Source organism: Nocardioides marmoraquaticus (genome assembly GCF_054777915.1).
The window spans coordinates 13,519-33,530 of record NZ_BAAHAA010000024.1; the positions used below are offsets into that span (position 1 = coordinate 13,519).

Genomic DNA, 20,012 nt, shown 5'->3' on the forward strand with positions numbered 1-20,012 from the left:
CACCCTCGTCGCACCACCCGCCCCGTCCCGTATCGCCGAACCGGAAGGCTGCACCGAACCCATGGCTGACAAGCGCTACATCCTGTCCATCGACCAGGGCACCACCAGCACCCGCGCGATGCTCTTCGACCGGTCCGGCTCCGTCGTCGCCGTCGACCAGGTCGAGCACGAGCAGATCTTCCCGCGCGCCGGTTGGGTCGAGCACGACGCGCTGGAGATCTGGGAGAACACCCGCAAGGTCATCGGCGGCGCCCTGGCCAAGGCCAACCTCAACAGCAAGAACATCGAGGCCGTCGGCATCACCAACCAGCGCGAGACCGCGGTGGTCTGGGACAAGAACACCGGCCAGCCCGTCTACAACGCCATCGTCTGGCAGGACACCCGCACCCAGAAGATCGTCGACCGGCTCGCCGGCGACGACAACGACGTCGAGGTCTACAAGGACCGTTGCGGCCTGCCGCTGGCGACGTACTTCTCCGGGCCGAAGGTCACCTGGATCCTCGAGAACGTCGACGGCGCGAAGGAGAAGGCCGAGGCCGGCGACCTGCTCTTCGGCAACACCGACACCTGGTTGGTGTGGAACCTCACCGGCGGCGCCGAGAACGGCGGCGTGCACGTCACCGACGTCACCAACGCCAGCCGCACCATGCTGATGAACCTCCACGACCTGACGTGGAACGAGGACATCGCCTCCGACATGGGCATCCCGATGTCGATGCTGCCGGAGATCAAGTCGAGCTCCGAGGTGTACGGCGAGTGCAAGCCCGGCGTCATCAACGGCACCCCCATCGCCGGCATCCTCGGTGACCAGCAGGCCGCGACCTTCGGCCAGGCGTGCCTCGAGAAGGGCACCGCCAAGAACACCTACGGCACCGGCAACTTCATGCTGCTCAACACCGGCACCGAGCAGGTGCCGAGCGAGAACGGCCTGCTGACGACGATCTGCTACAAGATCGGCGACGAGGACACGGTCTACGCCCTCGAGGGCTCGATCGCGGTCACCGGCTCGCTGGTGCAGTGGGTGCGCGACAACCTCGGGCTGATCAACAGCGCCGCGGAGATCGAGGAGCACGCGAAGGCCGTCGAGGACAACGGCGGCGCCTACTTCGTGCCCGCCTTCTCCGGGCTGTTCGCCCCGCACTGGCGCCCCGACGCCCGCGGCGCGCTGGTCGGCCTGACCCGCTACGTCAACAAGGGCCACCTCGCCCGGGCGGTGCTGGAGTCGACGGCGTTCCAGACCCGCGAGGTGCTCGACGCGATGAACGCCGACTCCGGCGTCCCGCTCACCGAGCTGCGCGTCGACGGCGGCATGGTCGTCAACGAGACGCTGATGCAGTTCCAGGCCGACATCCTCGGGGTCGACGTCGTGCGGCCCAAGGTCGCCGAGACCACCGCCCTCGGAGCGGCGTACGCCGCAGGCCTCGCGGTCGGCTACTGGGAGAGCACCGACGAGATCACCGAGAACTGGGGCGAGGACAAGCGCTGGAGCCCGCAGATGGACGAGGGCGAGCGCGAGCGGCTCTACCGCAACTGGAAGAAGGCGGTCACCAAGACCCTCGACTGGGTCGACGACGACGTGGACTGAGAGCCCCAGGACCGAGGGACGAGGTCCTGGACCAGGCTCGAAGATCGAGGTGCGAGGCCTCGGGGCCGAGGGACGAGGCGCCGAGCCCGAGCCTCGAGATCCGGTGCGACGACCGGCGGCCGCGACCCCAGGGAGGGGGTCGCGGCCGTCGTTCTTCTTGCGCGGTCCTTCGAGACGGTCGCTGCGCGACCTCCTCAGGAACCATCCCGAGGCTCGGCGCGGTGGCGCCTCGCACACGACCAGCGAGACCTCAGTCGGTGCCGACCTCCATGGCGGCGTCGTCGAGGGCGCGGCCGGAGTCGTCGGACTCGGCGGCGGGGTTGCGGGCGATGCGGTCGTAGCCGCCGGGCTCGATCTCGCCGTAGAGCGTGCCGTTCTCGACGAGGACGGTGCCCTGGTCGAGGGGGTGGGAGGCGTACTGCTCGAGCTTGTCGCGGGAGTCGGCGATGTCGAGGTTGCGCATCGTCAGCTGGCCGATGCGGTCGACCGGGCCGAAGGCGGCGTTCTCGGTGCGCTCCATCGACAGCTTGTCGGGGTGGTAGGAGAAGTTGTCGCCCCGGGTGTCGAGCACGGTGTAGTCCTCGCCGCGGCGCAGCCGCAGCGTCACCTCGCCGGTGACGAGGGCGGCGATCCAGCGCTGGATCGACTCGCGGATCATCAGCGACTGCGGGTCCAGCCAGCGGCCCTCGTAGAGCAGCCGGCCGAGCTTGCGGCCCTCCTGGTGGTACTGCGCGATGGTGTCCTCGTTGTGCACGGCGTTGAGCAGCCGCTCGTACGTCGCCCACAGCAGCGCCATGCCGGGCGCCTCGTAGATGCCGCGCGACTTGGCCTCGATGATGCGGTTCTCGATCTGGTCGCTCATGCCGAGCCCGTGGCGACCTCCGATGGCGTTGGCCTCCATCACCAGGGCGACCGGGTCGTCGAAGCGGGTGCCGTTGATGGCGACGGGCCGGCCGAGCTCGAAGCGCACGGTGACGTCCTCGGCGTCGATTGCGACGCTGGGGTCCCAGAACTTCACGCCCATGATCGGCTCGACGGTCTCGAGCGAGACGTCGAGGTGCTCGAGCGTCTTGGCCTCGTGCGTGGCGCCCCAGATGTTGGCGTCGGTGGAGTAAGCCTTCTCCTTGCTGTCGCGGTAGGGCAGGTCGCGCTCGACCAGCCACTGGCTCATCTCGGCGCGCCCGCCCAGCTCCTCGACGAAGTCGGCGTCGAGCCACGGCTTGTAGATCCGGAGCTCGGGGTTGGCCATCAGGCCGTAGCGGTAGAACCGCTCGATGTCGTTGCCCTTGTAGGTCGACCCGTCGCCCCAGATGTCGACGCCGTCCTCACGCATCGCGCGCACCAGCATCGTGCCGGTGACGGCCCGCCCGAGCGGGGTGGTGTTGAAGTAGGCGCGGCCGCCGGAGCGGATGTGGAAGGCGCCGCACGCCATCGCGGCCAGGCCCTCCTCGACGAGCTGCGGGCGGCAGTCGACGGCGCGGGCGATCTCGGCGCCGTACTGCATCGCGCGACCGGGCACGCCGGAGATGTCGGGCTCGTCGTACTGGCCGATGTCGGCGGTGTAGGTGCAGGGAACCGCGCCCTTGTCGCGCATCCAGGCGACGGCGACGGAGGTGTCGAGGCCGCCGGAGAAGGCGATGCCGACCTTCTCGCCGACGGGGAGGCTGGTGAGGACCTTGCTCACGGAGTAGTGCTCCTTGGTGTGGTGCGGTGGGTTGGTGCGTTCAGTGGGGGGCTGGGGCCTGGCCGGCCGCGGCCTCGGCCGCGGGGTGCTGCTGGGCCAGGCCCAGCAGTCGTCGGCACACGTCGGCGCCGCCGCGGGCGCCTCGGGCGATGACGAGGACGGTGTCGTCGCCGGCGATGCAGCCGAGCACCTCGGCGAGGTCGGCCTTGTCGATCGCGGAGGCCAGGAAGTTGGCCGCGCCCGGCGGCGTGCGGAGCACGGCGAGGTGCTCGTTGTCCTCGGCGGAGACGAGCAGCTCGGCGCACCAGCGTGCGAGCCGCTGCTCGCTGGCGGCGCTCTCGCGCGGCAGCGAGGGCGCCCGGTCGCCGCCCTCGGCCGGCACGGCGTACACCAGCGTGCCGGAGGCCGCCCGCACCTTGACCGCGTCGAGGTCGACGAGGTCGCGCGAGAGCGTGGCCTGGGTGACCACGACGCCGTTGTCCGCGAGCAGCTCGGCGAGCTCGGTCTGCGAGCGCACCTCGTGGGTCTCGAGCAGGTGCACCACGAGCTGCTGCCGGGCGCTCTTGGTGTGCGGGATCTGCGGGCTCACGGCACCGCCCCGGCGGGGGGCCCGACGGAGGTCGGGTCGAGCAGGAACGCGAGCACCGCCTTCTGCACGTGGCGGCGGTTCTCGGCCTCGTCCCAGATGACGCTGCGCGGGCCGTCGAGCACCTCGGCGGTGATCTCCTTGCCTCGGTGGGCGGGCAGGCAGTGCATCACGATGGCGTCGTCGGCGGCGTGCGCGAGCAGGTCGGCGTCGAGCCGCCACGGCGCGAGCGCCTCGAGCCGCGCCTGCGCCTCGGCCTCGCGGCCCATCGAGACCCAGGTGTCGGCGACCACGACGTCGGCCCCGGTGACGGCCGCGACCGGGTCGTCGACCACGTTCGCCGAGCCACCCGTCTCCCCCGCGATGTCGACCGCGCGCGCCAGCACGGCCGCGTCGGGCCGGTAGCCCTCCGGGCCGCTGACGCGCACGTGCATGCCGGCGGTCGCGCAGGCCAGCAGCAGGCTGTGGCCCATGTTGGAGGCGGTGTCGCCGAGGAACACCAGTGTCTGGCCCGCCAGCGGGCCCCGGTGCTCGCGGATCGTCAGCAGGTCGGCCAGCGTCTGGCAGGGGTGGAACTCGTCGGTCAGCGCGTTGACGACGGGCACGCCGGCGTACGACGCCATCTCCTCGAGCTGGGCCTGCGCGAAGGTGCGCCACACGATGCTGCTGCACTGCCGGCCCAGCACGCGGGCAGTGTCGGCGACCGACTCGCGCACGCCGATGCCGGCGAGCGCCCCGTCGACGACCATCGGGAAGCCGCCGAGCTCGGCCACCCCGGCGGCGAACGACGCCTGGGTGCGCAGCGTCGGCTTGTCGAAGATCAGCGCCACGACCTGCGGGCCGGCGAGCGCCGGGGCGTCGTACGGCGCGGCCTTGAGGTGGGCGGCGAGGTCGAGCACCGCGGCCTGCTCGGCCGGGCTGAGGTCGTCGTCGCGCAGCAGGTGACGCAGGCTCACGACGGACCCTCCTCGGCGGCGTACGCCGCGTCGAGCAGTCCGGGCCACGCCGCGACGAAGGCCTCGACCTGCTCGGTGGTGAGCACCAGCGGCGGCGCGAGGCGGATCCGGTCGGGGGTGGGCGCGTTGACGATCCAACCCGCCTCCTGGGCGTGCGCGACGACGTGGGCCGACACGGCCCGCGACAGCGTGAGACCGATCAGCAGGCCGGTGCCGCGGGTCTCGGTGACGCGCTCGTCGGCACCGAGGCCCTCGCGCAGCCGTCGTCCGACCTCGAGCGCGTGCTCCATCAGGCCGTCGCGCTCGATGGTGTCGATCACGGCGAGAGCGGCGCGGGTGGCCACGGGGTTGCCACCGAAGGTGGTGCCGTGGTTGCCGGGCTGCAGCAGGTCGGCGGCCGCGCCGACGCCGATGGTGGCGCCGATGGGGATGCCGCCGCCGAGGCCCTTGGCCAGGGTCACGACGTCGGGGACGACCCCGCTGCGGGCGTGGGCGAACCAGGCGCCCGCCCGGCCCATGCCGGTCTGCACCTCGTCGAACCACAGCAGCGCACCCTGCGCGGTCGTGATCTCGCGCGCGGCGCGCAGGTAGTCGTCGGTGGCCGGGTTGACCCCGGCCTCGCCCTGCAACGGCTCGAGCACGACCGCTGCGGTCTCCTCGGTGACGGCCTCCCGCAGCGCGTCGACATCGCCGAACGGCACGAAGGTCACCCCGCCGGGCAGCGGCTCGAAGGGCTCCCGGTAGGCCGCCTTGCTGGTCAGCGCGAGGGCGCCCATGGTGCGGCCGTGGAAGCCCTCGGCCATCGCCACCACGTGCGTGCGGCCGGTACGACGCGTCAGCTTCAGCGCCGCCTCGTTGGCCTCGGCGCCCGAGCTGGAGAAGAACACCTTGCCGAAGTCGGCGGGTCGCGTGGTCTCGACAGGCTCGACCGACGCGGGCTCGACCGACGCGGGCTCGACCGACGCGGGCTCGACCGACGAGTGGAGCAGGTCGAGCAGCTTCTCGGCCAGCGCGACCTGGGGCTCGGTGGTGAAGAAGTTGGAGACGTGGCCCAGGGTGCGGAGCTGGTCGGTCACCGCCTCGACGATCGCCGGGTGGTCGTGGCCCAGCGCGTTGACCGCGATGCCGCCGAGCAGGTCGACGTACTGCTTGCCGTCGGCGTCCCAGACGACCGCGCCCTCGCCGCGCACCAGGGCGAGCTTGGGCGGGCCGAAGGTGTTCATCAGGGCGCAGGCGTAGCGCTCGTGCAGCGTGCTCACGGCTGCCCCTCCTCGTCCTCGTCGCCGTCGGTGTAGGCCTTGCGCAGCTTGGTCTCGACGTCGGGGATGACCTGCGTGCCGACGCCCTCGGCGGTGAACAGCTCGACCAGCACGCTGTGCGGCACGCGCCCGTCGACCACGGTGGCGCGCGGCACGCCGCCGACGACGGCCTGGTGGCAGGCCGCCATCTTCGGCACCATGCCGGAGGCCAGCGACGGCATCAGGGCCTCGAGGTCCTCGGGGCTGATCTCCTGGATCACGTCGTCGCTGTCGGGCCAGTCGCGGTAGAGGCCCTCGACGTCGGTGAGCACGAGCAGCTTCTGCGCCTCCAGCGCGACCGCGAGGGCCGCGGCGGCGGTGTCGGCGTTGACGTTGTGCACCACCCCGTCGGCGTCGGGCGCGACCGAGGAGATCACCGGCACCCGGCCGGCCTCGATGAGGTCGAGCACGGCCTCAGGCCGCACCCGCTCGACCTCGCCCACGAGGCCGAGGTCGACCTGCTCGCCGTCGACGACCGTGCCGGTGGCCTTGGCGGTGAAGAGGCCGGCGTCCTCGCCGGAGAGGCCGACGGCGATGTGGCCGTGCTGGTTGATCAGGCCGACGAGCTCGCGCTGTACCTGGCCCACCAGCACCATGCGGACGACGTCCATCGCCTCGGGCGTGGTGACGCGGAGGCCGCCGCGGAACTCCGACTCGATGCCGAGCTTGTCGAGCATGCGCGAGATCTGCGGGCCGCCGCCGTGCACGACGACCGGCTTGAAGCCGGCGTACCGCAGGAAGGCGATGTCCTCGGCGAACGCCGCCTTGAGGGTGTCGTCGGTCATGGCGTTGCCGCCGTACTTCACCACCACGACCTTGTCGTGGTACTCCATCAGCCACGGCAGCGCGCCCGCGAGGATGCGGGCGGGCCGGTGGGAGTAGGGCCGCCTGTTCATGGTCTCGCTCTCGTCGGTCATGAGGAGTACGCGCTGTTCTCGTGGACGTAGGCGTGCGTCAGGTCGTTGGTCCAGATCGTCGCCTCGTGCTCGCCGGACTTGAGGTCGACGACCACGGTCACCTCGCGCGCGGCGAGGTCGACGAGGTCGCGGCTCTCGCCCGGAGCGGAGCCGCGGCAGACCCAGACGTCGTTCATGGCGACGTCGAGGTCGAGGGGGTCGAACGCCGCCTGCGTGGTGCCCAGGCTCGCGAGCACGCGGCCCCAGTTGGGGTCCTTGCCGAAGATCGCGGTCTTGAACAGTGCGCTGCGGGCGATGCTGCGGCCAACCTCGAGGGCGTCGGCCTCGCTGGCCGCGCCACGGACGGTGATGTGGACGTCGTGGTCGGCACCCTCGGCGTCGCCGAGCAGCTGCAAAGCCAGGTCGACGCAGAGCTCGGTCAGTGCCTCGGCCAGGGCCTCGACGCCCGGCTCGACGCAGCTGGCCCCGCTCGCCTGCAGCGTGACCGTGTCGTTGGTCGACATGCAGCCGTCGGAGTCGAGCCGGTCGAAGCTCCTCGCTGTCGCGCGGCGCAGCGCCTCGTCGAGCTCGGCCGCGCTCGCCACCGCGTCGGTGGTGAGGAAGACCAGCATCGTGGCCAGCTGCGGGGCGAGCATTCCGGCGCCCTTGGCCATGCCGCCGACCGACCAGCCGTCGCGCTCGACCACGGCGGTCTTGGGCACCGAGTCGGTCGTCATGATCGCCTCGGCCGCGTCGGCACCACCGTCGGTCGCCAGCGCCGGCACGAGCGCGTCGACGCCGGCGAGCAGGTCGTCCTTGTCGTTGAGCATCCCGATCAGGCCGGTGGAGCACACCAGGACGTCACCGGCGCCGATGCCCAGGCCCGTCGCGACCTGCTCGGCCGTGGCGTGGGTGACCTGGAAGCCCTCGCTGCCGGTGTAGCAGTTGGCGCCCCCGGAGTTGACCACCACGGCGCGCACGGTGCCGTCCTTGACGACCTCCTTGCTCCACAGCACGGGGTTGGCCAGGCAGCGGTTGCTCGTGAAGACCGCGGCGGCGTCGAAGCGCGGGCCCTGGTTGACCACGAGCGCCATGTCCTTGCCGCCCGAGGTCTTGAGGCCGGCGGCGAGGCCGGCCGCGACGAAGCCCGCGGGGTGGGTGACGCTCACTTCTTCGACTCCTTCGGCTCGACCGGCTCGGCGACGACGACCTCGTGGCCGGCGGCGGTCCACGCCTCCGCAGCGGCCTCGGCCTGCTCACGGGGCACCAGCACCCAGTCGGTCGGGAAGGTCGAGAGGGTGAAGACGCTGATGCCGGCGTTGGCCAGCGGCACCAGCAGGGCGGCCAGCACGCCCGTCAAGGCGAAGTCGAGCTCGCCCCGCACCTTGAACGCCGTGAACGGCCCGGCCTGGCGGGCCTTGGTCGGGACCGAGCGCTTGGCGCACACGACGGTCGTCTCGGTGGCCGTGGCGAGCACCGCGAAGATGCTCGACGACTCGGCCCACCCGGGCACCTGCGCGCCGGGCCCGAGCCGCACCACGGCGACCTGCTCGGGGAAGACCTCGAGGGTCCACGCCCTTCGAGACGGTTGCTGCGCAACCTCCTCAGGGACCATGGGGCCGCCGCCGCTCACGGGGCCAGTCCCACGGTCGTGAGGCCGGTGGCCTCGGGCAGCCCGAGCGCCAGGTTCATGCACTGCACGGCGGCGCCGCCCGTGCCCTTCGCGAGGTTGTCGACGACGCCGACGGCGACCAGGCGCCGTACGGACTCGTCGAGGGTGACCTGCACGTGCACGCTGTTGGACCCGACGACGGCCTTGGTGGCCGGCCACTGGCCCTCGGGCAGCAGGTGCACGAAGGGCTCGTCGGCGTAGGTCTTCTGGTACGCCGCCCGCAGGTCGTCGGCGGTGACGCCCTGGTGGACCTTGGCGGTGGCGGTGGCGAGGATGCCGCGCGGCATCGGCACCAGCGTCGGGGTGAAGGAGACCTTGACCTCGTCGTCGGTGAGCAGCGAGAGGTTCTGCACGATCTCGGGGGTGTGGCGGTGCACGCCGCCCACGCCGTAGGCCGAGGCCGACCCCATCACCTCGCTGCCGAGCAGGTGGGGCTTGGCGGCCTTGCCCGCGCCGCTGGTGCCGGACGCCGCGACGACGACGAGGTCGTCGGTCTCGACGAGGCCCGCGGCGACGGCCGGGGCGAGCGCGAGCGTGGAGACCGTCGGGTAGCAGCCGGGCACCGCGACGCGGCGCGCTCCCTGCAGCTGCTCGCGCTGGCCGGGCAGCTCGGGCAGGCCGTAGGGCCACGACCCCGCGTGCTCCGAGCCGTAGAACTGCTCCCACGCGGCCGCGTCGGTGAGTCGGAAGTCGGCGCCGCAGTCGACGACCACGGTGTCGTCGCCGAGCTCGGCGGCGACCGGGCCGGACTGCCCGTGCGGCAGACCCAGGAAGACGACGTCGTGATCGGCGAGGGTCTCGGGCGACGTCTCCTCGAGCACCCGGTCGGCCAGCGGGACCAGGTGGGGCTGCAGCGAGCCCAGCGCCTGGCCGGCGTTGGAGCCGCCGGTCAGGGCGCCGATCTCGACGTGCGGGTGGGCCAGCAGCAGCCGGAGGACCTCACCCCCGGCGTAACCACTGGCGCCCGCGACGGCGACCCTGACCTGCTCCGCGCTCGACATGTGCATGACCATACACAGTCATGCATTCATGCGCGACAGTGGGGCGGTCAGTCGACCTTCATCTCCCCCAGCTCGTCCCAGTGGTCGCCCTCCATGAGGACGTTGCGCACCTTGGGGGTCGCCTGGAGGTACTGCGGGAGCTCGGCCTGCGCCTGCTTGAAGTGGTCGGCCGTGACGTGGGCCTCGGCGGCGTCGTCCTTGAAGGCCTCGATGAGGACGTACTCCTCCGGGTCCTCGACGCTGCGCGACCAGTCGAAGAAGATGTTGCCCTCCTCGGCGCGCGTGGCGTCGGTGAACGACTTCGAGATCGAGGGCCAGTCGTCGGCGTGCTCGGGCTTCACCTTGAACTTGACGCAGATGAAGATCATGGCGCTCCTTCGGGTGGGGTCGCGTGCTGGTCCGGTGGACCCTGCCAGAGCGCCGTACCCGGGGGCCACGCGCGTTCTCACCGGGTGACAAGAGCGGGTGTGCGCCGTTGGTGGCAGTGCCTAGGGTGTGGCCATGGTCACGGCCAGCCCCGAAAAGCCGGGCCCGAGCGAGCACGGCTCCCGACCGGGGTCCGTGCACCGCACGCTCGACATCCTCGAGGTCGTGGCGGCCCGTGGTGGCGCCACCGCCAAGGAGATCGCCGACGCGACCAGCCTCCCCCTGCCGACGGTCTACCGGCTCGCGCGCGAGCTGCTCGACAGCGACTACCTCGTGCACATCCGCGAGGACAAGCGCTTCGAGCTCGGCTACAAGCTGCACCAGCTCGGCGTCTCGCTGCACCAGCAGATCGGGGTCTCGCGCGAGGTGCGGGCCGAGATCACGGCGCTGCACGAGCAGCAGGGACTCGCGGCGTACTTCGCGGTGCACCGCGGCAACCAGATCGCCGTGGTCCACGTCGCCGACTCCCCCGCCTGCCCACGCCTCGACCCCATCGACTTCGGCTTCCACGAGGCGTCGCACGCCACCGCGCTCGGCAAGATCCTGCTCGCCGACCTCGACCCCGACCAGCGCGAGCTGCACCTCGACCCCGAGCCGATGCCGGTCTTCGGTCCGGGCACCATCACCAGCCACGCCGAGCTCGCCGCGCAGCTCGTCACCGTCGCCGAGCGCGGCACCGCCTGGGAGCACGGCGAGTTCGTCGCCGGCGCCACCTGCGTCGCCGCCGCCGTCCGCGGCAGCAGCGGGGTCCTCATCGGCTCGGTCGCCGTGTCCGGCAGCGACGAGCACATGGCACGGGCGCCGCAGGACGTCGAGAACGCCGTCCGCACGACCGCCTCCCGCGTCAGCCGCTTCTACCGCGCCGGCCGCCCCCGCTGACCGGCGCCCTTCGCGACGCCCCGCTCGTCCCTCGCGGGCCTCCTCAGGGATCGTGGCCCGCTCCCTGAGGTGCGAGCGGAGCGAGCCACGAAGGGGGCGACCAGCCCGTGCCACGGTGCCGCGCCCTTCGAGACGCCCCGCTCGTCCCTCGCGGGCCTCCTCAGGGATCGTGGCCCGCTCCCTGAGGTGCGAGCGGAGCGAGCCACGAAGGGCGCCGCCCCTCGCGGACCGACCGGCCGGCAGGGGTTATCACCGAGCGAGAACGACGGTGGTCGGCGGAACGCGGCCGACCTAGCGTGGCGGCCATCACACCGATCCGGTGCCCCCACCGGACGATCTGGAGGACCCATGGCTGAGAGCACCTCTCCCGAGGTCGTCTCCGCGGCGGCGCGCGCCAACCTCGTGCGCCTGCTGCGAGCGGCGTACCCGCACGACGACTTCCCCGACGGCCCCTACGAGCGCACCGCCGACACGATCGTCGAGCAGGTCGGCGAGACCCTGTGGCACCGCCTCGCGCTGGTGCAGGGCCTCGAGACCCTCGACGCGTCGGCGCAGAGCTCCCGCGGCAAGGCCTTCGCGGACCTCGACGACGAGGAGGCGCTGTCGCTGCTGCGCGGCATCGAGGACGCCGAGTTCTTCCGGTTCGTCCGCGGCGTGACCGTGGTGACGCTCTACAACGACCACGAGGTCTGGGAGGTCCTCGGCTACGAGGGCGAGTCCTTCTCCAAGGGCGGTTACGTCGACCGCGGCTTCGACGACCTCGACTGGCTGCCGACGCCGCGCGTCGAGGAGTACGACGGCCCCGACCAGATCGTCGAGGTCGCCCCCGACGACGAGCTGACCACGACCGGGAGCAAGTGAAATGACCGACAAGACCCCCCACCTCGGCAACCCCATCAGCCACGACGACGAGGTTGTCGTCATCGTCGGCTCCGGTGCCGGCGGTGGCACCGTGGCGTACGAGCTGGCGCAGCGCGGCGTGAAGAGCGTGGTGCTGGAGGCCGGTCCGTGGCTGCTGCCCGAGGACTACGAGAACGACGAGTGGGCCGCCTTCAACCAGATGGCCTGGCTCGACAACCGCACCGCCTCCGGCCCCTACCGCGTGGCGACCGACTTCCCCAACCTCCCGGCCTGGATCGTCAAGGCGGTCGGCGGCTCGACGACGCACTGGTCGGGCGCCACGCCGCGGTTCAAGGACTACGAGTTCCGGACCCGCAGCTACTACGGCCGCGTCGAGGGCGCCAACCTGCTCGACTGGCCGATCACGCTGGCCGACCTCGCGCCGTACTACGACGCCGCCGAGAAGGCCATCGGCTCGACGCACCGCCACGGGCGTCCCGCGCTGCCGGGCAACAACAACTACAAGGTGATGGCCAACGGCGCCGAGAAGGTCGGCTACAAGTACTACGCGACCGGCCCCTACGGCACCAACGCCGAGCCGTACGACGGCCGCCCCGCCTCGATCCAGGACGGCTTCAACTTCCAGGGCGACAAGTCCACCGCGAAGTGGAGCACCGCCGTGCGCGAGGTCCCGCGCGCCGTCGCGACCGGTCACTGCGAGGTGCGGCCGTCGAGCCACGCCGTGCAGGTCACCCACGACGCGTCCGGCCGGGCCAACGCCGTGCTCTACCTCGACCAGGACGGCAACCTGCACCGCCAGGCCGCCAAGGTCGTCTGCGTGGCCGGCAACTCGATCGAGTCGCCGCGGCTGCTGCTGATGAGCGCGAGCGCGCTGCACCCCGACGGGCTCGCGAACTCCTCGGGCCAGCTGGGCCGCAACTACATGCGCCACACCACCGGCTCCGTCTACGCGCGCTTCGACCAGCCGGTGCACATGTACCGCGGCGAGACGATGGCCGGCATCGTCGCCGACGAGGCCCGGCTCGACACCTCCCGCGGCTTCGCGGGCGGCTACTACATGGAGACGCTCTCGCTGGGCCCGGCCTTCCTGGCCGCGTTCGCCGAGCCCGGCTCGTGGGGCCCGGAGTTCACCGAGATCCTGGCGGCGTACGAGAACACCGCCGGCATGTGGATCGTCGGGGAGGACCTGCCGCAGGAGACCAACCGCGTCACCCTGCACACCGCAGAGAAGGACCAGTGGGGCCTGCCGGCCCCCGACGTCCACTTCGCCGACCACGCCAACGACGTGGCGATGCGCGAGCACGGGTACAGCAGGGCCGACATGCTCTACGAAGCCGTCGGCGCGACCGGCACCCACCACACCCCGCCCTACCCCGCGACGCACAACCTCGGCACCTGCCGGATGAGCGAGCGTCCCGAGGACGGCGTGGTCGACCGCTGGGGGCAGGCCCACGACGTGCCGGGCCTGTTCGTCAGCGACGGGTCGGTCATGACGACCGGTGCGGCGGCGAACCCGACCCTGACGATCGTCGCCCTGGCGATCCGCCAGGCCGAGCACATCGCCGACGGGCTCGCGAAGGGTGCGCTCTGAGCGCGCTGGCCGAGCAGCTCGTCCGGGCGCTCGGAGACCCCACCTCGCCGGTGCCGGTCTCCGGGCGCCCGCTCGACCTCCGGGCTCGGGCCCACGACGCGTCCCACTACCTGCTCCACCCGCAGGCCCTCGCCACGCCCCGCGACGTCGCCGGCGTCGCCGAGGTGATGCGGGCCTGCACCCGCCTCGGCGTACCCCTGACGTTCCGGTCGGGCGGCACGTCGCTGTCGGGCCAGGCGCTCTCCGACAGCGTGCTGGTCGACACCCGCGCCGGGTTCACCGGCATCGAGGTGCTCGACGGCGGGTCCCGCGTGCGCGTGCAGCCCGGGGCGACCGTGCGTGCCGTCAACGCGCGTCTCGCGCCGTACGCCGCCGCGCTCGGGCCGGACCCCGCCAGCGAGGTGGCCTGCACCCTGGGCGGCGTCATCGCCAACAACTCCTCGGGCATGCAGTGCGGCACCGAGCGCAACACCTACCGCACGCTGGAGTCGATGGTCGTGGTGCTGCCCAGCGGCACCGTGCTCGACACCGCAGCCCCCGACGCCGACGCCGTGCTCCGGGCCGCCGAGCCCGACCTGCACGACGGCCTGCTGGCGCTGCGCGACCGGGTGCGCGGCTCGGCCGAGTCGGTCGCCACCCTCGAGCGCCTCTTCGCGCTGAAGAACACCATGGGCTACGGCCTCAACAGCCTGCTCGACCACGACACCCCGGCCGAGATGCTGGCGCGGCTGATGATCGGCAGCGAGGGCACCCTGGGCTTCGTCGCCTCCGCGGTCTTCCGCACGGTGCCGGTGCGCAAGCACGCCGCCACCGGCCTGCTCGTCATGGACGACCTGCCGACCGCCGCCGCGATGGTGCCCGACCTGCTGGCCACCGGTGTCGTGACCGCCGAGATGCTCGACGCCGCGGCGCTGCGCGTGGCGCAGCAGGACTCCGGCTGCCCGGCCCAGATCGCCGGCCTCGAGGTTCGCGACCACGCGGCGCTGCTCGTCGAGCTGCAGGGGTCGTCGTCGGAGGAGCTGGAGGAGGCGCGTCACGCGGCCGGGCCCGGCCTGGCGGCGCTGCCGCTCGCCCAGGCCGCCGAGCTCACCACCGTCGCGGCCGACCGGGCGGCGATGTGGCGCACCCGCAAGGGGCTCTACTCCGCCGTCGCCGCCGCGCGGCCGCAGGGCACCAACGCCCTGCTGGAGGACGTCGCGGTGCCGATCGCGTCGCTGGCCGACATGTGCCGCGGCCTGACCGACCTCTTCGAGACCCACTCCTACGAGGGCTCCGTCGTCTTCGGCCACGCCCGCGACGGCAACCTGCACTTCCTGCTCAACGAGCGCTTCGACGACGAGCAGGCGCTGCGCCGCTACGAGGACTTCACGACCGACATGGTCGACCTCGTGCTCGGCCTCGGCGGCACGCTCAAGGCCGAGCACGGCACCGGTCGGATCATGGCCCCCTTCGTCGAGCGGCAGTACGGCGCCGAGCTCACCGACGTGATGCGGCAGGTGAAGCGGCTCTTCGACCCGGCCGGCACGCTCAACCCCGGCTCGGTGCTGACCGACGACCCCGGCCTGTGGCTGCGCGACCTCAAGACCGCGCCACCCGTCGAGGAGGAGGTCGACCGCTGCGTCGAGTGCGGCTTCTGCGAGCCGGTCTGCCCGTCCCGCGCGATCACGCTGACCCCGCGCCAGCGGATCGTGCTGCGCCGTGAGCTCGCCGACGCCCGGGCTCGCGGTGACCACGAGCTGGCCGCGTCCCTCGAGGCCGACTACGAGTACGACGGCCTCGAGACCTGCGCCGCCGACGGCATGTGCGCGACCGCCTGCCCCGTACTGATCAACACCGGCGACCTGGTCAAGCGGCTGCGCGCCGACGACCCGCCGGGCGACAAGGCCTGGACCGCCGCCGCGGGCTACTGGGACCGCACCACCCGGGCGGCCTCGGCCGGGCTCACGCTCGCCTCCCGTGCGCCGGGGCTGGCCTCGGCCGCGTCGCGGCTGGGCCGGCGCGTGATCGACACCGACGTGCTCCCGCAGTACGACCGCGACCTCGACCGCGGTGGCTCGCGGCGCGAGGTCGTCGCCGACCCCGACGCCGAGGTGGTGCTCTTCTCCGCCTGCGTCGGCACCATGTTCGGCGCCTCAGGTGGTCTCGGCGCCGACGCCGCCTTCCGGACCCTGTGCGCGCGGGCCGGCATCCGGCTGCGCACCCCCGACGACCTGCCCTCGCTGTGCTGCGGCACGCCCTGGAAGTCCAAGGGCCACCACGACGGCTACGAGCGGATGGGCTCGCTCGTCCGTGACTCCCTCGACCGCGCCACCGACGGCGGCCGGCTGCCGGTCGTGGTCGACGCGAGCTCGTGCGCGGAAGGGGTGCGGGGTCTTTTCGAACGAAAAGCCCCCGACACGCCGGGCGCCAGGGAGCCGATCGGTCGACAAGTGCTCGACGCCGTGACGTTCGTGCGCGAGCACGTGCTCCCGCGGCTCACCGTGAGCCACCGGGTGCCGGCCGTGGTCGTGCACCCGACCTGCTCGTCGACCGCGATGGGCACCACCGACGACCTGGTCGCGCTGGCGGAGGCGGTCGCCGACGACGTCCGGGTGCCGGTCGCGTGGGGGTGCTGTGCCTTCGCGGGTGATCGCGGCCTGCTGCACCCCGAGCTCACGGCCTCGGCCACGGAGCCGGAGTCGATCGAGGTCGCCGCCATGGACCTGCCGGCCGGAGCGGCGTACGTCTCGGGCAACCGGACCTGCGAGATCGGCATGACGCGGGCGACGGGCGAGTCCTACGTGCACGTGCTCGAGGTGCTGGAGCGGGCGACGCGCTGAGGCCTGCTTGGGTGAGCTCATGAGCGACCTCGTCATCAGCCACGTCCGGCCGTGGGGCGGCGAGCCCCGCGACCTCGTCGTCAGCGGCGCGGCCATCACCGACGTGGTCGCCCCCGGGACCGGCGTGGCCGACCGCGTGGTCGACGGCCGTGGCCTGTTGGCGCTGCCCGGCATCGTCAACGCGCACGCCCACGTCGACAAGTCGTGGTGGGGGCTGCCCTGGCAGTCGTGGGAGGGCGAGCGCGGCGTCGCGGGCCGCATCGCGCACGAGCGGGCGCGACGCGACGAGCTCGGCATCCCCGGCGTCGAGATCACCGCGGCCGTGCTGGGCGAGATGGTGCGCCACGGCACGACCGCGGTCCGCACCCACGTCGACGTCGACCTCGGGCTCGGGCTGCGCGGGCTCGAGGTGGTGCAGGAGGCCGCGGCGGCGTACGACGGGGCGCTGACGGTGGAGACGGTGGCCTTCCCCCAGGACGGCGTGCTGCGCCGACCGGGCGTGCTCGAGCTGCTCGACCGGGCGGCCGCCGCGGGCGCCGACCACGTCGGCGGGCTCGACCCCGCCGGCATCGACCGTGACCCCGTCGGCCAGCTCGACGGCGTGCTCGAGATCGCCGCCCGCCACGGCTGCGGCGCCGACCTGCACCTGCACGACCCGGCCGAGCTGGGTGCGTTCACCATCGAGCTGCTGCTGGAGCGGGTCGCCTCCTACGGGCTGCAGGGGCGGGTGACGGTCGCGCACGGCTTCGCGGTCGCCGACCTGGAGCCCGTACGCCGCCGCGACCTGCTGCAGGCGATGGGCGAGCTCGGCGTCTCGATGACCACGGTCGCCCCCGTCGGCCGTCCGCAGCTGCCCGTCGCCGACCTCGACGCGGCCGGGGTGGCGCTGGGGCTCGGCACCGACGGCATCCGCGACCTGTGGAGCCCCTACGGCACCGGTGACACCCTGCACATCGGCTGGCAGCTGGCCCGCGCCGGTGGGCTGGTGCGTGACGAGGAACTGACCCGGGTCGTCGAGCTCGCCACCCGCGACGGAGCGGCGTTCGTGTCGCGCGCGCTGGGCGGCGTACCCCTCGACCTGGTGCCCGGCGGCCGAGCCGACGTCGTGCTGCTCGACGCCGAGAACGTCATGGACGCCCTCGTCCGCCTACCGCCTCGGTCGCTGGTCGTCGGGGGTGGGCGGGTGCTGCACGAGTCGTGTGCCTGAGAGGGCGCTGGGGCGCCCTCTCAGGCACACGACTCAGCGCTGGACGGCCCCGTGACGCTCGGCAGCCAGGGCGACGGCGGCGTCGCGGGCGGCGGCGGTCTCGGCCTCGGTGAGGGTGCGGTCGGGGGCGCGGAAGCGCAGGGCGAACGCGAGCGACTTGCTGCCCTCCCCCACCTGGGCGCCGGTGTAGACGTCGAAGAGGCGCACCTGCTCGCACAGCTCGCCCGCGCCTTCGCGCAGGGTGTCGGCGACCTCGCCGGCCGTCACCGAGGCGTCGACGACGAGGGCGACGTCCTCCTTGGCCACCGGGTACGACGAGAAGTCGGGCGCCCGGGGCGGGACCGCGCGGGTGAGGAGGGCGTCGAGGTCGAGCTCGGCGACAGCGGTGCGCGGCGGCACGCCGGTGGCGCGGCAGACGCGCGGGTGCAGCTCGCCGGCGTGACCGACGACGACGTCGCCCGCCTCGGTGGCGACGAGCAGCTCGGCGCAGCGGCCCGGGTGCCAGGGGGCGTACGACGCCGACCGCGCGGTCAGCGTCAACCCCAGGGCGTCGGCGACGACACGGGCGGTCTCGATGACGTCGCTCCAGCTCGCCGCGCGGCCCGAGCCCCACCAGCCGGCACGGTCGCGGTCGCCGGCGAGGGCGAAGGCGAGGTGCAGCGGCTGGGCGGGCACGGCCTTGACGAGGTCGTCCCACTCGCCGTCGGTGGGACGGCGGTCGACCCCCAGGATGGGCGCGGCGACGCCCTCGTCGGGCAGCGTGACGGTGGCGGCCTCGAAGAGCGCGAGGTCGGAGGTGCCGCGGCTGGTGTTGCGGGCGACGGTGCGCAGCAGCCCGGGCAGCAGCGTGGTCGTCATCAGCGGCTCCTCCGCCGACAGCGGGTTGGCCAGCCGCAGGGTCTGGCGCCGCGGGTCGTCGGCGGGCACGTCGAGCCGGTCGAGGTCGTGGCTGCCGACGAACGGGAAGCTCAGCACCTCGACGTAGCCCTCGCCGGCCATGGTGCGGCCGATGCGCCGGCGCAGCGTCTGCGCAGGGGTCAGGCCGCGGCCCGACGGGGCGGTCGGCAGGACGCTGGGGACGTCCTCGTAGCCGACGACCCGCGCGACCTCCTCGACGAGGTCGAAGGGGTCCTGCACGTCGGGGCGCCAGCTGGGCACGACGACCTCGAGGCGGTCACCGTCGACGGTCACCTCGCAGCCGACGGCCTGGAGGTTGGCCACCGTGGTCTCGTCCGAGATGGGCATGCCGGTGATCCGGGCGGGGAGGTCGGCACCGATCGCGACCCGGGTGCGCTCGGGCGCGGAGCCGACGACGGTGTGGCCGGGCTCGACGGTGCCGCCGCCGAGCTCGGCGAGCAGCGTGGCGACGCGGTCGGCCGCGGCCTCGCAAATGCGGGGGTCGACGCCGCGCTCGTTGCGTCGGCCGGCCTCGGAGGTGAGCTTGTGGCGACGGCCCGTGCGGAACATCGACACGGGGTCCCAGTGGGCCGACTCGACCACGATACGCGTCGTCGTCGACGACATCTCGGTGGCCTCGCCACCCATGACGCCGCCGAGGCCGATGATGCCGGAGTCGTCGACGACGACGAGGTCCTCGGGGTGCAGGGCTCGGTCGGTGCCGTCGAGGGTGGTGAGCCGCTCGCCGGCCTCCGCGCGCCGTACGCCGAGGGCGCCGCTGAGCTTGTCGGCGTCGTAGCCGTGGATCGGCCGGCCGAGCTCGAACATCACGTAGTTGGTGACGTCGACGGCCAGGCTGATCGAGCGCTGGCCGACGTGCAGCAGGCGCCGGACCATCCAGTCGGGCGTCGGCGCGGTCGGGTCGAACCCGGAGACCGTGCGGGTGACGAAGACCGGGCAGCCCGTCGGGTCGTCGATGCGCACCGGCCAGCCCTGGTCGTCGGCCGGGGGCACCTCGCGCGCGGCGGGGTCGCGGAACGGGGCGTCGTACGCCATCGCGGCCTCGCGGGCCACGCCGCGCAGCGACAGCGCGTAGGCGCGGTCGGGGTTGATCTCCATCTCGATGACCTCCTCGCGTAGCGCGAGGAGCTCGATGGCGTCGTCGCCGGGGGCGCCGGCGTCAGGCGGGAGCACGAGGATGCCGCCCCTGGACGCACCGCCGTCGCCCAGGCCGAGCTCGGCCGTCGAGCAGATCATGCCGGCGGAGACGTGGCCGTAGGTCTTGCGCGCCGAGATCTCGAACGGCCCGGGCAGCACGCCGCCGGGCAGCACGCACACGACGAGGTCGCCGACGCCGAAGTTGTGGGCGCCGCACACGATGCCTTGCGGCTCGCCGGTGCCGTTGGCGTCGCCGACGTCGACGGAGCACCAGTTGATGGTCTTGCCGTTCTTCTGCGGCTCGGGCTCCATCGTGAGCACGCGGCCCACGACGAGCGGGCCCCGCAGGTCGTGGCCGGGCCGCTCGAGCGCCTCGAGCTTGAGCCCGAGCGCGGTGAGGCGCGCGGCGAGGTCGTCGGCGCTCACGTCGTCCGGGAGGTCGGTGAGCTCGCGGATCCAGGAGATCGGGGCCTTCACGCGGGGTCCCCGACGCGGC

16 protein-coding genes are annotated in these 20,012 nt (G+C 73.0%); 6 read left to right on the forward strand and 10 right to left on the reverse strand.

The genetic code is table 11. From position 1 onward, the window contains the following. The first annotated feature begins 61 nt into the window (after positions 1-61). Positions 62-1,585, forward strand: coding sequence for a glycerol kinase GlpK (glpK, locus tag ACYU8I_RS15605; protein WP_460842541.1), 1,524 nt, complete (start codon positions 62-64; stop codon positions 1,583-1,585). A gap of 250 nt (positions 1,586-1,835) precedes the next feature. On the opposite strand, the gene argG is transcribed toward glpK, so the two are convergent. The 9 genes from argG to ACYU8I_RS15650 are packed head-to-tail and all read right to left on the reverse strand — an operon-like array spanning position 1,836 to position 10,046. Then, a complete protein-coding gene (gene argG, locus ACYU8I_RS15610) occupies positions 1,836-3,269 on the reverse strand; it encodes an argininosuccinate synthase (RefSeq protein ID WP_460842544.1) in 1,434 nt (477 codons plus the stop codon). 40 nt (positions 3,270-3,309) lie between these two features. After that, on the reverse strand, positions 3,310-3,858 hold the full coding sequence (locus ACYU8I_RS15615) for an arginine repressor (protein ID WP_460842546.1): 549 nt from the start codon (positions 3,856-3,858) through the stop codon (positions 3,310-3,312). Beyond that, the gene (gene argF, locus ACYU8I_RS15620) at positions 3,855-4,805 is read right to left on the reverse strand and encodes an ornithine carbamoyltransferase (protein ID WP_460842623.1); all 951 of its coding nucleotides are present in this window, start codon (positions 4,803-4,805) and stop codon (positions 3,855-3,857) included. Before argF ends, ACYU8I_RS15615 begins: the two co-directional genes overlap by 4 nt. A 2-nt stretch (positions 4,806-4,807) precedes the next feature. Then, positions 4,808-6,034, reverse strand: a complete 1,227-nt coding sequence (locus ACYU8I_RS15625) for an acetylornithine transaminase (RefSeq protein ID WP_460842626.1) — start codon at positions 6,032-6,034, stop codon at positions 4,808-4,810. Between the two features lie 32 nt (positions 6,035-6,066). Further along, the gene (gene argB / locus ACYU8I_RS15630; protein ID WP_460842548.1) at positions 6,067-7,026 is read right to left on the reverse strand and encodes an acetylglutamate kinase; all 960 of its coding nucleotides are present in this window, start codon (positions 7,024-7,026) and stop codon (positions 6,067-6,069) included. After that, the gene (argJ, locus tag ACYU8I_RS15635) at positions 7,023-8,174 is read right to left on the reverse strand and encodes a bifunctional glutamate N-acetyltransferase/amino-acid acetyltransferase ArgJ (RefSeq protein WP_460842549.1); all 1,152 of its coding nucleotides are present in this window, start codon (positions 8,172-8,174) and stop codon (positions 7,023-7,025) included. Before argJ ends, argB begins: the two co-directional genes overlap by 4 nt. Then, a complete protein-coding gene (locus tag ACYU8I_RS15640; protein WP_460842551.1) occupies positions 8,171-8,620 on the reverse strand; it encodes an ACT domain-containing protein in 450 nt (149 codons plus the stop codon). Before ACYU8I_RS15640 ends, argJ begins: the two co-directional genes overlap by 4 nt. 14 nt (positions 8,621-8,634) lie before the next feature. Then, the gene (argC, locus tag ACYU8I_RS15645) at positions 8,635-9,684 is read right to left on the reverse strand and encodes an N-acetyl-gamma-glutamyl-phosphate reductase (protein WP_460842554.1); all 1,050 of its coding nucleotides are present in this window, start codon (positions 9,682-9,684) and stop codon (positions 8,635-8,637) included. Positions 9,685-9,725: 41 nt separating this feature from the next. Then, positions 9,726-10,046, reverse strand: a complete 321-nt coding sequence (locus ACYU8I_RS15650) for a putative quinol monooxygenase (protein ID WP_460842556.1) — start codon at positions 10,044-10,046, stop codon at positions 9,726-9,728. A 133-nt stretch (positions 10,047-10,179) separates the two neighbouring features. Here ACYU8I_RS15650 and ACYU8I_RS15655 point away from each other — a divergent pair, with 133 nt between their 5' ends. The 5 genes from ACYU8I_RS15655 (at position 10,180) to ACYU8I_RS15675 (ending at position 17,461) form a co-directional block, all read left to right on the forward strand. After that, positions 10,180-10,983, forward strand: a complete 804-nt coding sequence (locus ACYU8I_RS15655) for an IclR family transcriptional regulator (protein ID WP_460842558.1) — start codon at positions 10,180-10,182, stop codon at positions 10,981-10,983. Between the two features lie 348 nt (positions 10,984-11,331). Then, the gene (locus ACYU8I_RS15660) at positions 11,332-11,844 is read left to right on the forward strand and encodes a gluconate 2-dehydrogenase subunit 3 family protein (protein ID WP_460842559.1); all 513 of its coding nucleotides are present in this window, start codon (positions 11,332-11,334) and stop codon (positions 11,842-11,844) included. 1 nt (position 11,845) lies between these two features. Further along, positions 11,846-13,435, forward strand: coding sequence for a GMC family oxidoreductase (locus ACYU8I_RS15665; RefSeq protein ID WP_460842561.1), 1,590 nt, complete (start codon positions 11,846-11,848; stop codon positions 13,433-13,435). Between the two features lie 50 nt (positions 13,436-13,485). Continuing rightward, entirely contained in the window at positions 13,486-16,254 is a 2,769-nt protein-coding gene (locus ACYU8I_RS15670; protein ID WP_460842564.1) for an FAD-binding and (Fe-S)-binding domain-containing protein, read from the forward strand. Between the two features lie 19 nt (positions 16,255-16,273). Further along, complete coding sequence (locus tag ACYU8I_RS15675) at positions 16,274-17,461, forward strand: amidohydrolase family protein (RefSeq protein ID WP_460842566.1); 1,188 nt, start codon at positions 16,274-16,276, stop codon at positions 17,459-17,461. A gap of 33 nt (positions 17,462-17,494) precedes the next feature. Here the strand turns inward: ACYU8I_RS15675 and pheT are convergent, their stop codons facing one another. Further along, positions 17,495-19,993 carry a phenylalanine--tRNA ligase subunit beta gene (gene pheT, locus ACYU8I_RS15680; RefSeq protein ID WP_460842568.1) on the reverse strand — a complete coding sequence of 833 codons (2,499 nt, stop codon included), beginning with the start codon at positions 19,991-19,993 and terminating at the stop codon, positions 17,495-17,497. Positions 19,994-20,012 lie beyond the last annotated feature (19 nt).